Here is a 13,708-nt window from a genome sequence, read left to right as displayed (position 1 = left end):
TCTCAGGTCGCAAGCGGCAGCACGCTCGCTCCCTGGACATCGAGGTCCAGCCGGTTGGCGGCCCAGCCCTCACCCGCGAGGTGGGACACCTTGTCCGCGCTGTCGGCGTCGGCCAGCGCCATGACGGTGGGTCCGGCGCCGGAGATGACGGCCGGGATCCCGTCGGCGCGCAGCCGCTCCACCAGCGCGGCGCTCTCCGGCATCGCCGGGGCGCGGTACTCCTGGTGCAGACGGTCCACGGTGGCGGGCAGCAGCAGCTCGGGGCGCCTGGTGAGGGCCTCGACGAGCAGGGCGGCACGGCCCGCGTTGACGGCGGCGTCGACGTGCGGCACGGTGCGCGGCAGCAGGCCGCGCGCGGTCTCGGTGAGAACCGGCTTCCCGGGCACGAAAACCACCGGAACGATGGAATCGTCGGGCTCCATCCTGATGGCCCGGGCCGCGCCGGCCTCCATCCAGGAGAGGGTGAAACCGCCGAGCAGACAGGCGGCCACGTTGTCGGGGTGGCCCTCGATCTCGGTGGCCAGCTCGAGCAGCGCCGCGTCGTCGAGCCGGGCCTCGCCGCCTATGGTCACCGCGCGGGCGGCGACGATGCCGGCGCAGATGGCGGCGGAGGAGGAGCCGAGGCCGCGGCCGTGCGGGATGCGGTTGGCGCAGACGATCTCCAGACCGCGGGGCTGTCCGCCCAGCAGGTCGAAGGCGGTGCGCAGGGAGCGGACGAGCAGGTGGCTCTCGTCACGGGGCAGGGTCTCGCCGCCCTCGCCCGCGATGTCGATGTGCAGTCCGGAGTCGGCCACCCGGACGACGACGTCGTCGTACAGCCCCAGCGCGAGGCCCAGGGCGTCGAAGCCCGGACCGAGGTTGGCGCTGGTGGCGGGGACGCGCACCCGGACGGCGGCGGCGCGGAACGCTGGACCGGCCATCGCTCGAAGACTCTCCTTGAGCTGCGTGAGTGTCGAAGGACATCCGATGGGTCGAATGCCGCTCGATCGATTCGATGGACATTCGATGACGTACGAAGACCCGTCGGGTCGCGGAGACGGCGCGGCCCGTGCCCACACGCGGGGGCATATGCGGTAGGCGGGTTCAGTACAGCCTATCGAAGGAAGGTTCCGCGGCGACATAGGGCGCACAGGAGGCGCACGATGCGTGTCGTGGACCTCCCGTGCACCCTGCCACGGGCGCTCCCGCGGGGCCGGGTCCTCCCCGGGCCCGCGGGCTCTCAGGCCAGGCCGAGGCGTTCCGCCGCGGTGGCCGCGTCGACGGGGACGGTGACCGGCTGCGGCGCGCCGGCGACGGCCCAGTCCGGGTCCTTCAGCCCGTTGCCGGTGACGGTGCACACGATGCGCTGGCCCGGGTCCACCTTGCCCTGCTCGGCGGCCTTGAGCAGACCGGCCACCGAAGCGGCGGAGGCGGGCTCCACGAAGACGCCCTCCTGCGCGGCCAACAGCCGGTAGGCGCGCAGGATCTCACGGTCCGTCACCTCGTCGATGGCGCCGCCGGACTCGTCGCGGGCGGCGAGCGCGTAGTCCCAGGAGGCGGGGTTGCCGATGCGGATCGCGGTGGCGATGGTCGACGGGTCCTTGACGACCTCGCCGCGCACGATCGGCGCGCTGCCGGAGGCCTGGAAGCCCCACATGCGCGGGGTGCGGCCGGAGACGCCGTCGGCGGCGTACTCCTTGTAGCCCTTCCAGTAGGCGGTGATGTTGCCCGCGTTGCCGACCGGCAGGACGTGGATGTCGGGGGCGTCGCCGAGCATGTCGACGATCTCGAAGGCGGCCGTCTTCTGGCCCTCGATGCGCACCGGGTTGACCGAATTGACCAGTGCCACGGGGTAGTTGTCGCTCAGCGAGCGGGCGAGCGTGAGGCAGTCGTCGAAGTTGCCGTCGACCTGGAGGATCTTGGCGCCGTGCACCAGGGCCTGGCCCATCTTGCCGAGGGCGATCTTGCCCTGCGGCACGAGCACGGCCGAGACCATCCCGGCCCGCACGCCGTAGGCGGCGGCCGAGGCGGAGGTGTTGCCGGTGGAGGCGCAGATGACGGCCTTCGCCCCCTCCTCCTTGGCCTTGGAGATGGCCATGGTCATGCCGCGGTCCTTGAAGGACCCGGTGGGGTTGGCTCCCTCCACCTTCAGGTGGACCTCACAGCCCGTGCGCTCGGAGAGCACCTGCGCGGGCACGAGGGGCGTGCCGCCCTCGCGGAGCGTCACGACCGGCGTGGTGTCGGATACCGGCAGCCTGTCCCGGTACTCCTCGATGATTCCGCGCCACTGGTGGGTCATTGCTGGTTACTCTCCTTCAACCCGCATGATGCTGGCGACACCCCGCACGGTGTCGAGCTTGCGCAGCGCCTCGACGGTCCCGGTGAGGGAGGCGTCGGACGCGCGGTGGGTGACGACGACGAGGGAGGCCTCGCCGTCCTTGCCCTGCTGGCGAACCGTATCGATCGACACCCCGTGCTCCGCGAACACGGTCGCGACCTGGGCCAGTACACCCGGCTTGTCCGCGACGTCGAGGCTGATGTGGTACCGCGTGACGACCTCGCCCATGGGCGAGACCGGCAGGGCCGCGTACGCGGACTCACCGGGCCCCGTTGCGCCGTTGAGCCTGTTGCGGCATACGGCGACCAGGTCGCCGAGCACGGCGGAGGCGGTCGGGGAACCGCCGGCGCCGGGGCCGTAGAACATGAGCTGCCCGGAGGCGTCGGACTCCACGAAGACGGCGTTGTAGGCGCCGCGCACGGAGGCGAGGGGGTGGTCCAGCGGGATCATCGCGGGGTGCACCCGCGCGGTCACCGAGGCGCCGTCGGCGGCCCGCTCGCAGATGGCGAGCAGCTTGATCGTGCAGCCCATCTCCCTGGCCGAGCGGAAGTCGGAGGCGGTGACCTCGCTCATGCCCTCGCGGTAGACGTCGTCGAGCCGCACCCGCGTGTGGAAGGCGATGCCGGCCAGGATGGCGGCCTTGGCGGCGGCGTCGAACCCCTCGACGTCGGCGGTCGGGTCGGCCTCCGCGTACCCGAGCGCGGTGGCCTCGTCCAGCGCCTCCTGGTACCCGGCGCCGGTGGAGTCCATCTTGTCGAGGATGAAGTTGGTCGTGCCGTTGACGATGCCGAGCACCCGGTTGACCTTGTCGCCGGCGAGGGACTCGCGCAGCGGCCGGATCAGCGGGATGGCGCCGGCGACGGCGGCCTCGTAGTACAGGTCCCGGCCGTGCTGCTCGGCGGCGGCGTGCAGCGCGGCCCCGTCCTGGGCGAGCAGCGCCTTGTTGGCGCTGACCACGGACGCGCCGTGCTCGAAGGCGGTGGTGATGAGGGTCCGCGCGGGCTCGATGCCGCCGATGACCTCGACGACGACGTCGATGTCGCCGCGTTTGACGAGGGCGGTGGCGTCCGTGGTGACCAGCGACGGGTCGATGCCCTCGCGCACCTTGCCGGGCCGGCGCACGGCCACCCCGGCCAGCTCCACCGGGGCACCGATCCTGGCGGCGAGGTCGTCGGCGTGCGTCGTCATGATGCGCGCCACCTCTGAGCCGACCACTCCACAGCCCAGCAGCGCCACCTTCAGCGGACGCGTACGCATCATCCGACCTCGTTTCCTCTCACCGTCTACGGTTGCACCAGTCTCACTCACCGGACGGGAGTTTCTACCCTTCGTCCGGATCGTGAGACATCTATTTCATTTTCCCGGGATGCGGAGACCGAAGATCTTCCGGCCCCTTTTCCCGGGGTTCACCCGGGGGCACGCCGCCCACGGCCACCGCCCTCCCCCTCAGCCGACGTCGAGACGCAGGAGGTCGTCCTCCGTCTCGCGCCGCACGATCACCCGCGCCTCGCCGTCCCGCACCGCGACGACGGGCGGACGGAGCGCGTGGTTGTAGTTGCTGGCCATGGACCGGCAGTAGGCGCCGGTGGCGGGCACCGCCAGCAGGTCGCCCGGGGCCAGGTCGGCGGGCAGGAACGCGTCCTTGACCACGATGTCCCCGCTCTCGCAGTGCTTGCCCACGACCCGGCTCAGCACGGGCTCGGCGTCACTGGCGCGCGAGACGAGCGCGACGCTGTACTCCGCGTCGTACAGCGCGGTCCGGATGTTGTCGGACATCCCGCCGTCCACCGAGACGTATGTCCGCAGCCCCTCGAGCGGCTTGACGGTGCCGACCTCGTACAGCGTGAACGCCGTCGGCCCGACGATCGCGCGACCGGGCTCGACCGAGATGCGCGGCGCGCGCAGCCGGGCGGCCTCGCACTCCCGGCCGACGATCTCGGTCAGCGCCTTGGCGATCTCATGCGGCTCGCGCGGGTCGTCGGCGCTGGTGTACGCGATGCCGAGCCCGCCGCCGAGGTCGACCTCGGGCAGCTCGACCCCGTGCTCGTCCCGGATGTCCTTCAGCAGCCCGACCACGCGGTGGGCGGCGACCTCGAAACCGGACATGTCGAAGATCTGCGAACCGATGTGGCTGTGGATGCCGACCAGCTCCAGCCCGTCGAGCTGGAGCGCCCGCCGCACCGCCTCGGCGGCCTGGCCACCGGCCAGCGGGATGCCGAACTTCTGGTCCTCGTGGGCGGTGGCGATGAACTCGTGGGTGTGCGCCTCGACCCCGACGGTGATCCGGATCTGCACCCGCTGCCGCTTGCCCAGCGACTGCGCGATGTGCGCGACCCGCACGATCTCCTGGAAGGAGTCGAGCACGATCCGCCCGACCCCGGCCTCGACGGCCCGCTCGATCTCCGCGACGGTCTTGTTGTTGCCGTGGAAGGCGATGCGGTCGGCGGGCATCCCGGCGGACAGCGCGGTGGCCAGCTCGCCGCCGGAACACACGTCGAGGTTGAGTCCCTCTTCGTTCAGCCAGCGCACGACGGCCCGGGACAGGAACGCCTTCCCGGCGTAGAACACGTCGGCGTCGGCGCCGAACGCGGTGCGCCAGGCGCGCGCCCGGGCCCGGAAGTCGGCCTCGTCGAGGATGTAGGCGGGGGTGCCGAACTCCTCGGCGAGCCGGGTCGCGGAAATCCCGCCGACGGTCAGGACACCGTCCTCGTCCCGGCTGACGGTCTGCGCCCACACCTTGGGGTCGAGGGCGTTGAGGTCGGCGGGCGGGGCGGCGTAGTGGCCCTCGGTGAGGACGTCGGCGTGACGGGGCCCGGCGGGGTGGGCGGAACGGCTCATGACGTGACTCTCAGACTCTCTGTCTCTCTCCGGGCGTCCTGGGTCGCCTCAGAGGTGTTCGGGTGCGTCGATGCCGAGCAGGGACAGGCCGCCGGCCAGCACCGTCCCGGCGGCTTCGGCGAGGGCGAGCCGGGCGCGGTGGGCGGCCGAGGGTTTCTCCTCGCCGCGCGGCAGCACGGTGGGCAGATGGGGCAGCACGGCATCGGCGACGGTGACGAGATGCCGGGCGAGCCGGTCCGGGGCGCGATGGGTGGCGGCCGCGGTGAGGATGCGGGGGTGGTCGGCGAGGGCGGCGACCACCTCGCGGGCGTCGACGGGTCCGGGCTCGGCGCCGAACCCGAGACGCGCGGCGTTGCGGGTCAGGGCCCGGGTACGGGCGTGCGCGTACCGCACCCGGAACAGCGGATTGCCCTCACGCTGCACCAGGTGGTCGGCGGTGATCCGGGGCCGGTCGTGCGGCGCGGGATGCAGCAGCGCCCACTGGGCGGCGTCGGCCCCGAGCGGCGCGGGATCCTCCGGCGCCGGCACGGGCCGCAGGTTCACCGGCTCCCCGTGCCCGACCTCGGCCCGCCCGCCCTGCGTGGCCACGATCCGTACGACGGCGTCGGCCACCACCTCGGCCCGCACCTCGTACGGCACCCGCAACAGCACCACCTGCCCGGCGAGCGCGTCACCGTGCCCGTAGGCGGGGCCCAGCCGGAGGACCTCGGCGACGAGACCGGCAGCCGTTCCCCCGCTGTCGGCGAGCGTGATGTTGAGGAAGCCCGGCCCCGTGACGACGACGTCATCGATGCCGTCGGCCTCCAGGAGCCGCTTCCGCAGCACCTCGGCGACGTCCGCCGGCCGCCGCCCGGCCGCCCGGGCGAGCTGCAGGGCGACATTGGTGGCGTAGTCCCCGCACCCCCCGGGCCCCGGCTCGGTCACGACGACCCGCTCCGGCAGCACGTCCACACACAGCTCCCCGCCCTCCACGGCAGCACGCACCGAGTGCAACACGGTGCGGGAGAGCTCGACGGGGGTCACGGGACAAGCGTAGGGGAGGTGGGGGGTGGGTATGCGAGGCGGTTTTACGGGGCGAGACGGGAGGGGGGTGGCGGGCTGTGGCTCTTACGGGGGGTGATCGAGCGGGTGGGGGGGTGAGCGGTTGTGGGGGTGGGGGGCTGGGCGGGTGGGGGTGGGGGTGCCGGTGGAGGTGGGGGTGCCGGTCGGGGGGCGGGTGGACTGGCGGCCGAGGGCCAAGGGAGGCGATTGGGTGGCCGGCTGAGCGGTGGCTGGGGCTCGACGTGCTGGGGCCGGGGGCCCTGTCCGCGGTGAGGCGACGGACTAGCCCTCTCGAAGAGACGGACCAGCCGCCTTGAAGCGGCGGAGAAGGGCCGCGGAGAGCTACGGCGAGCCGGGGCGAGCTGGAGCGACCTGAGGCAGCTGCGGCGAGCTGCGGAAACTACGCGAACTCAGGAGAGCCGCCGGCACTAGCGCGGCCGAACTACCCGCCGAAGGAAACCGACCCGGCGACGGGACCACCGGTCACCCCATCCCCACCAAGACCCTTGTCACCCCCACCACCCTCACCGGCACCACCATTTCCCCCACTGCCGCTGTCGCCGTCGCTGTCCCCCTCTTCCTCCCCATCGCCCTCCCCGTGCCCGCTGGGACCGGGCTTCCGCTCGATCAACTGCTTGACGAGCCGGACGAGCTCAGCGGGCTCGAAGGGCTTGGCGAGGAATGCGTCGACACCGACGTCGAGCCCGCTTTCCACCTCGACCTGCGTACAGGCACTGATGATGGCGAGCGGAAGTTCCCGCGTACGAGGGTCGGCCCGGAGCCGGGCGGCGGTCCTGAGCCCGTCCAGCCGGGGCATGACGACATCGAGCGTCACGACGTCGGGCCGCACCCGATGCACGACATCCAGACACTCGGCACCATCGGCCGCGGTCACGACCTCAAGCCCCTCAAGCTCGAGGTTGACCCTGATCAGCTGCCGGATGACCTTGTTGTCGTCCACAACAAGCACCCGACCCGAAGCGCCTGGCACAACTCGAGAGTAGGTCGGCACCAGCCACCGCGTCCGGCTTTTCCCCACTTCCACCCCGTCCGGGGGACCCGGGCCGTCGCGTACCCCGGCCCAACCGGTCATTTCCCGTGACCCACCCTGTCATTTCCCCTGGCCCAACCCGCCACTCCTCTCGGCCCAGTACCTCGCCCTACCCGGCCGAGCCACTCACTCCTCCCGAGGCCAAGTCCTGTGCCACCTCTCGCCCCAGACCTTCCACCCTGGCCCCCGCCTCAGGCTCCCTGGCCGCCCGACTCCCACCCACCTGGGTCGCACCCCTCGCACCCCTCCCAACAGCTCACCCTCGACCCACCCCCGGAAACCCGTTTCTGATCACCCCGGAAGACCTGCTAGGGTTCTATCCGTCGCCGCAAGCGAACAGCTCAGCGCCGACACGCCCCCGTAGCTCAGGGGATAGAGCAACGGCCTCCGGAGCCGTGTGCGCAGGTTCGAATCCTGCCGGGGGCACCCAACATGAGGTGCCCAAAGACCCCGTCACCAGCGGAAACGCTGAGGCCGGGGTCTTCGCGTATGTGCAGGCATGTGCGGCCCGGAGCGGGCGTATGCCGGGGTCTGTGGACGAGGCGTGGACGGGATCTTGACGCGTCTGCCCAGGTCAGCCCCGACAAACGGAAGGCCCCCGGACAAGTCCAGGGGCCTGACGATCGGTTCATCGGCGGTGCCCCCTGTAGCCGATCTCGGTCGGCCGACCGTCGCGGTAGAGCACAGTGCAGGGGCCGCACCTTGAGGGCAAAAAACAGTCCCCAGTAGTACTGCGCGTGTCCTGAAACTTCAGTCGTCACTGCTGCTTCGGTATCGCGCCGGCTTGCTGGGGGCCTGAACCATATCCTGTCCAAGTCACTAGCCGGCTAGACGTCCTCGTCGACTTTGCAACTCTTTCGGTGTTATGGGCTACTAACCACGATGCTCACTGGGCGCCATAAGTCAATAGCCTTTCGGTAAGTTTCGGGGAAATCTCTCGCGATCACCTTGGACTGCGACACCCGGCTCGTCCGCAGGTCGACGGGGAGCCGGTCGCGGCCGAGCAATTACCCAGGTCAGCCCATCCAACTGACGAAGGGGTCGTGCGCATGCTCATCGCCGCGTCAGGCCAGGTCGGCCACCACTGCAACCTCAGTGGCGACCGGTGTGTCCTAGCTCGTAACGGCTAGGAGGCGCAGATGAGCGAGCGCAGGTCCGTGCAGAACGACGGCGAGGGAACGTACCGCTTCCTCAGTGGGTGGGGCTCGCTGACAGGCGTCGTGGCCTTCGTGGTGTGGCTCGCATTCGACCCGTTCGAGCTGACCTCGAGCCAGGTTTTCGGCGGTGTGGCGGCGCTGTCCGCGGCGGGCGCTGTCGCGAGCTTGCTATTACGGCGGTGGGGCTGGGCTCGTCGTTGGGCCGGCCGAATTCCTCCGCCGGGCCGCCTCGCGACGGGGTTGATCTCCAGACCTGGTGTGCCATCGGCGCTGCGGGATCCCCGCTGGGCCAGAGCCCGATCGACTGCCATGGGTTTCCTGATGTTCGGCACCATAGCCGGATTCATGGGATGGAAAGCCGCCCAGGAGGACCAAATACTGCAGAACCTCCGGGAGCACGGGCGCAGGACCGAAGCGGTCGTAGTCGCCATTGCCGGCCGGTCGGAGGAAGGCTGGGCGAACTCCTTGACCGTGCGCTTCACTACACCGTCCAGCACGGTGCAAGCGGATATCGATGTCGGCGACGGCTCGGGGAACGACGCGAAGCCCGGAGGCGACGTACCCATCGTCTACAACCCGTCGAACCCCACGGAGGTCCGCCACGCTGACCGCCTGGACGGATCCGATGCCGACGGAATTCGGCAGGGTTCCGTGGTGGTCGGACTGCTCGCGGCAGGTTTTCTGGTGGGGACCGTCCGAGAGGTAGTGCGCGTCAAGGAGCAGACGGAAGCAGGCAAGACCCCGGACACCCCCCGCCCCGGAGCCTGAACACCACGACTCGTACTCGCGAAGCAGGTCCTCCATCCGTCGGTTGGCGACGTACTGCCGTCCGTCGAGGCGCTTCGCGTAGCGGGTCAGCTCTTTCGGGTCGCAGTTGGCAGGACCTGCCTCCAAGCCTGGCGATGGCGAGCAACGCTGTATACCTGTTCCACCCGCTCGGCCGTCAGTACCCCTGAAAGCGGCGCCAGTGCCGCCACCTCACGCTCCCTGTACACGCGCACGCTGAGCTGCGTGGCGACCACGTTCAAATCGGTCACACCAACAAAGACGAGCACCGGTTCCACCGGTACAGGAAAGCCGCAATAGTGCTCAAGCACGCGGGCTACCCGCTTGGCCTCAGCCCGGCTCTTGCGCGCATAGGGCGCTGGCTTTCCGTGATCGACCTTCACAGAGTCGTCGCCGACCCATACGGCCCTTTTGTGGTGGTGTTTCGTATTGATGCTGAACACGCCACCGGGCCCGATCAGCAAGTGGTCCACGTCCACCTTGTCGGCCAAGAGGATGGAATGCAGGACGCGCCAGCCGTGCCGCTCCAAGCGGTTCAGCTCGGCTCCCACGCGCTGCTCCCCCGCTAGGCCCTTCCGCCAGGAGTCCCACTCGGCGGGGCGCCGCAGGAGCTGTGAGACCACTCGCTTGATCAGGCCTGGCCCGGATTTGTCGAGCAGAGACTGGCCGGGACGGTTGGCGGACAGGTCGTCGGCCGCCGTCAGGGGCGGCAGCAGCGGGGGCGCCTCAGCCTCGGGCATCCTGTGCATCTTCTGCGGCAGGACCGGTTCGCGGTTGTTCCGTAAGTGATCTTTCAGCACGGTGATCACGTCGTCGCGATACTCGGCGACCAGGATCGTGATGTCCCCCGTCCTCACATCCGCCCAGCCGACCGCCGTGCCGTCAGGCAGGTTCGCGTACAGGCGATCATGTCCGTACCGCTTCCAGCGCGTGACCTTCAGCTCCACGAGTTCCCCCTCGTCCGCTCTCGGCTCGAAGCGTCGCAGCAGGTGGGGCTCATGACGAGAGAGGCCCCGGACAAGTTGCCTGGGGCCTCGGTGGGGTGCAGCGTGTCTCACTCGTACTCGCGGAGCAGGTCCTCGATACGCCGGTTGGCGACGTCCTGCCGTCCGTCGAGGCACTTCGCGTAGCGGGTCAGCAGGACCTCGACGCTATTGCCGGCGCGCTCGGCCACTTCGGTCGGGTCGACCCCCGCGTTGAGCCACGTCGACAGCGCCGAGTGCCGCAGGTCGTACGGGCGGCTCGCGAGTGGCGAGGCCGCGGCGGACGGTGGGAGCGCGATGAGACGGGCCTCCTGCCACACGCGGTAGTACGTCGAGGACGGAACGACCGAACCCTTCTCGCTAAAGAAGAGCCTTCCATCGTCTGCCGTGCCGAACGTCGCCAGGTGCTCGCGGAATGCGGCGACGAGGTGGGGCGGGATCGGCACCCGCCTGACGTCCTCGACCGGCCGGTTCTTCAGACCGCGGTCGTCATGGGTCTCCCCCGAATCGGTCCACTGCTTGCCGACCGACGGACGGGTCCGGTGGAGCAGCGCCGATCCCCACCCCTGCTCGGGGAGGCTCAAGTCCGTCTCGACGAGGCCGATCGCTTCAGCCGGCCGGAGACCTCCGAAGTACATCGCAGCGAAGAGACCCACCAGGCGCCGACCACGGGCCCGCCGGTAGCCGCCCACGTAGGAGACGGCGGCCAGGAGATTCCGAGCCTGCTCGGGGTTCGCGACAACGCGAGGGTCAACCTGGTTCGAGACCTTCGGCTTCTGCCAGCGAACCGCCGTGATCGGATTCTCGCGCAGCTCCCCCAGGTCGACCGCGTAGTTCGCAGCGTTGACGAGAGTCCGCCGCTTCCGCCGCACGGTCTCGGCAGCTGCCGCGGTGCCGTCGAGCTTCAGCTTCAGCCCGTCGAGCACCGCACGGGCCGTTGCCGGTTCGGCGAGATCCGCAAGCGGCCGACAGGCCTTCGCCACCCAGTGCAGAACGTTTCGGACGTTATCTGGAACCTCCCGGTCTTTGGGCCCTGGCAGCACGAAGGCCCAGTTGCGTAAGGCCTTACGGATCTCATCGTCGGACGGCCGCCCTGGCCGCTCCAGGAGAAGTTCCATGGTCACGCTCGTAAGAGATTCGTTGATGCCGTCCCGCGTATTGGGCGCAGCATGGGGCCATTTCATCGCGAGGTACCTGAGGGCGAAGTCGTACCAGGACAACGGCGACTTCTTCTGTTCCATCGAGGCCGGAAGGCCAGTCTCCGTGTCGAATTCTTCGCCACCCCGCATGGCACTCATCAGCTTCGCTCGGTAGTGATCAGCGAGCGCCTTGGTACGGAACGAGTCCGAGAAGACGTTGCCCGCGACAGACCAGCGCACTCCGTACGAGGGCGTCTTGGTGTCCCGCTTACGTACGCCCCAGACCTTGACGTCGAGAGACTTCACGCCGCCTCCTCCAACTGCCGGAGCCATGAGGCGAAGTCACTACGCCAGACCCGAAGCTCGCCGTTGGGGAGCTTGAACGCGGCCGGTCCCTGTCCCAACTCACGCCAGCGGTAGAACGTCCGGCGGGAAACACCGCCCAGCTCATTCAGGACTTGGCGAACGGTCATCAGCTCGTCGCGGCGGCTGTCCATGTCGGCTCTCCTTCCGTTCCGGGAGCGGGTTCGAGGGATGCAGCAAGCCAGGCTTCGGCGCGGGACAGGCCAGTGCCGGCGAAGACCCAGTGAGCGAGGACGAGCGTGGTCTCGCCGTCCTGCGGGACGGGCGGAGCCGCTTGAGCCCGGCGCCAGTCGGCACGGGCGTCACGGAGCGCGCCCAGGGTGGTCGAGTAACGGCGTGACTTGGTGGAGAAGTGGCCGCGGAAGCCGAGCATGTGTGCCCAGGCCCGGAGGCGGAGGTCAGCCAGCTCAGGGCGTGCGCCCAGGGCCCAGGCAGTGCGGATCATGCGCCGTGCGTGTTCCGTGATCCGGGCTTGGGCTAGCTCGGCGAGGAACTTGAGGGGGCGGTCCAGGGTGCCTGTGGCAGTTTCGGCGCCCTTGGTGGCGTACTTGGCGATATACGCCGCTACAGCTCGCTCGGTCAGCTCCTGGCCGCCGTCGAAGTCAGCGGAGCGGATGGTGCGGACGTCGAGCTGACGACCGAACCCGAAGGCGTGGGCCCGTTCGCCGATCACCGGTCCATCGACTCGGGCCGTGGTGGCAGCAGCCCGGACGGCGTCGGTCAGCAGCTCGGCTGTGGCCCAGGCGGGAGGCGGAGATTCACCACCCTCCGGGCCGTCGATGCGGATCACGGCGTGGAAGTGGACGGCACCCCGCTTCTGGTATTCGGCCACCTTCGCGAAAGAGACCCGGGCGTGGTCTCGGAACGCCCGCTGAGTGAGGCCGGCCCGCTTGGCGACCTCGCGGCGGAGGTAGATCGAGAACCGCCGCCAGAGCGCCCCTGCGTGCGCGTTCCACAGCACGGCCGCTTCGTAGTCGTAGGTCTCCAGGTCGAGGGGCGTCCCCAGGACTGCGTCACCTTCCTCGTGCTGGACGCCGCAACGGCAGTTCCGACCGTCAGAGCGCCGGTTGTGGACCGCGCCGAAGCCGGGAGCGGTGAAGGTGGCGAAGACGCGCGGGTGTGTGGCGACCCGTTCCGGGGTGCCCTTGCCGCCGCGGAGTCCGGCGTTGATCAGGTGGTAGGTGTCGCGGCGGTAGGTCTCGGCGCAGGCCGCGCATCGGGTGGCGCGGCGGTTGTTGCAGCGGACGAGCAGTTGGCCGGCAGGAAGGTTCGACGAGTCCAGGTGGTGCAGGACGCGGCCGATTTCGCCGGTCGTCTGGTCCACCGCATGTTCGGTGCGGTGTCCGTCGAGGCGTACCGGGCGGGTACAGCCGCCCAGTCCGGACAGTTGGCGGGCCAGTTCGGGCATGGTGCCGAGGGAGGCCAGCATGGAGAGTTCCGCCAGCGGCGGAGTCTGCCGGGAGATGATGGGAGTTCCTTTCGGCTGTTCCGACGGTTGGGAGGGACGGCCCCGGGGCGGCGGGATGCTTGGCGGCTTGTTGCCGCCCCGGCGGCCGGTCAGCGCTTGTTGGCGCTGCTGATGAGGGAGCGCAGGACCACGGCGGTGATGGCCACGGACACGGCCGAGACGGCGACTGCCGCCAGGAGTGCGGTGAGCACGATTCCGACGACGACCACGGCGGCGACCGCGCCGACACCGACGCTCACGAACGGGGTGGCCGAGCGGCCGGCCGAGGAGGGCGGAACCTGCGTCGGCTGTGGCGCGACGGCGGTCGTCGGCAGGGTCGGAATGTCGGGCAGCTTGGGGCGGAGCACGGCGTACCTCCTTGTCAGTGGTGGGTGCCGTCGACGACGCCGACCCCGGAACGGGTGCCGGACTCGATGGCGGGTGCGAGGAAGGTGTGCGAGAGCCAGAAGCCGAACAGCGCGATCACGACGGCGACCCAGAGCCGAACGCCGAGAAACTTGATCGCGGCCCAGGTGATGACGCCCAGGACGAAGACGAGCGGCAGTGAGACGGTCACGGGAGCTCC

General features: G+C 70.0%; 13 protein-coding genes and 1 tRNA gene. 2 read left to right on the top strand and 12 right to left on the bottom strand.

Annotated elements, in window-relative coordinates; genetic code table 11:
- Nucleotides 1–2: 2 nt before the first annotated feature.
- The 6 genes from thrB to ACFQ9Z_RS20885 all read right to left on the bottom strand — a co-directional run bounded on the left by thrB (nt 3) and on the right by ACFQ9Z_RS20885 (nt 7,289).
- Complete coding sequence (thrB, locus tag ACFQ9Z_RS20910) at nt 3–920, bottom strand: homoserine kinase (protein ID WP_383020153.1); 918 nt, start codon at nt 918–920, stop codon at nt 3–5.
- A gap of 299 nt (nt 921–1,219) precedes the next feature.
- A complete protein-coding gene (thrC, locus tag ACFQ9Z_RS20905; RefSeq protein ID WP_383020149.1) occupies nt 1,220–2,278 on the bottom strand; it encodes a threonine synthase in 1,059 nt (352 codons plus the stop codon).
- A gap of 6 nt (nt 2,279–2,284) precedes the next feature.
- Nucleotides 2,285–3,574, bottom strand: a complete 1,290-nt coding sequence (locus ACFQ9Z_RS20900) for a homoserine dehydrogenase (protein WP_383021340.1) — start codon at nt 3,572–3,574, stop codon at nt 2,285–2,287.
- Nucleotides 3,575–3,763: 189 nt separating this feature from the next.
- Nucleotides 3,764–5,155 (bottom strand): diaminopimelate decarboxylase, encoded by a 1,392-nt coding sequence (gene lysA / locus ACFQ9Z_RS20895; protein WP_383020145.1) that lies wholly within the window; start codon nt 5,153–5,155, stop codon nt 3,764–3,766.
- A gap of 48 nt (nt 5,156–5,203) precedes the next feature.
- Nucleotides 5,204–6,178: an ArgS-related anticodon-binding protein NrtL gene (gene nrtL / locus ACFQ9Z_RS20890; RefSeq protein WP_383020142.1), complete on the bottom strand. Its 975-nt coding sequence runs from the start codon at nt 6,176–6,178 to the stop codon at nt 5,204–5,206.
- Nucleotides 6,179–6,638: 460 nt separating this feature from the next.
- A complete protein-coding gene (locus tag ACFQ9Z_RS20885; protein ID WP_383020138.1) occupies nt 6,639–7,289 on the bottom strand; it encodes a response regulator in 651 nt (216 codons plus the stop codon).
- Between the two features lie 312 nt (nt 7,290–7,601).
- On the opposite strand from ACFQ9Z_RS20885, the gene ACFQ9Z_RS20880 reads away from it, so the two are divergent.
- Nucleotides 7,602–7,673: transfer RNA gene (locus ACFQ9Z_RS20880), tRNA-Arg, on the top strand.
- Between the two features lie 713 nt (nt 7,674–8,386).
- The gene (locus tag ACFQ9Z_RS20875; protein WP_383020134.1) at nt 8,387–9,172 is read left to right on the top strand and encodes a DUF3592 domain-containing protein; all 786 of its coding nucleotides are present in this window, start codon (nt 8,387–8,389) and stop codon (nt 9,170–9,172) included.
- 86 nt (nt 9,173–9,258) lie between these two features.
- On the opposite strand, the gene ACFQ9Z_RS20870 is transcribed toward ACFQ9Z_RS20875, so the two are convergent.
- The 6 genes from ACFQ9Z_RS20870 to ACFQ9Z_RS20845 form a co-directional block, all read right to left on the bottom strand.
- Nucleotides 9,259–10,137: a nuclease-related domain-containing protein gene (locus ACFQ9Z_RS20870; protein WP_383020129.1), complete on the bottom strand. Its 879-nt coding sequence runs from the start codon at nt 10,135–10,137 to the stop codon at nt 9,259–9,261.
- Nucleotides 10,138–10,244: 107 nt separating this feature from the next.
- On the bottom strand, nt 10,245–11,618 hold the full coding sequence (locus tag ACFQ9Z_RS20865) for a tyrosine-type recombinase/integrase (protein WP_383020124.1): 1,374 nt from the start codon (nt 11,616–11,618) through the stop codon (nt 10,245–10,247).
- Nucleotides 11,615–11,809, bottom strand: a complete 195-nt coding sequence (locus ACFQ9Z_RS20860) for a helix-turn-helix domain-containing protein (protein ID WP_355984844.1) — start codon at nt 11,807–11,809, stop codon at nt 11,615–11,617. Before ACFQ9Z_RS20860 ends, ACFQ9Z_RS20865 begins: the two co-directional genes overlap by 4 nt.
- Complete coding sequence (locus ACFQ9Z_RS20855) at nt 11,785–13,104, bottom strand: replication initiator (protein WP_383020119.1); 1,320 nt, start codon at nt 13,102–13,104, stop codon at nt 11,785–11,787. The genes ACFQ9Z_RS20860 and ACFQ9Z_RS20855 overlap by 25 nt, the downstream gene beginning before the upstream one ends.
- A gap of 128 nt (nt 13,105–13,232) precedes the next feature.
- Nucleotides 13,233–13,490 carry a SpdD protein gene (locus tag ACFQ9Z_RS20850; RefSeq protein WP_383020116.1) on the bottom strand — a complete coding sequence of 86 codons (258 nt, stop codon included), beginning with the start codon at nt 13,488–13,490 and terminating at the stop codon, nt 13,233–13,235.
- A gap of 14 nt (nt 13,491–13,504) precedes the next feature.
- Nucleotides 13,505–13,699 (bottom strand): hypothetical protein, encoded by a 195-nt coding sequence (locus ACFQ9Z_RS20845; RefSeq protein ID WP_123436664.1) that lies wholly within the window; start codon nt 13,697–13,699, stop codon nt 13,505–13,507.
- Nucleotides 13,700–13,708: the final 9 nt, after the last annotated feature.

It is taken from the genome of Streptomyces sp. NPDC056580, assembly GCF_042793175.1.
Taxonomy (GTDB): Bacteria; Actinomycetota; Actinomycetes; order Streptomycetales; family Streptomycetaceae; genus Streptomyces.
Note: the sequence above shows the minus strand (reverse complement) of the source record. Positions and strands in the feature narration are given on the sequence as shown.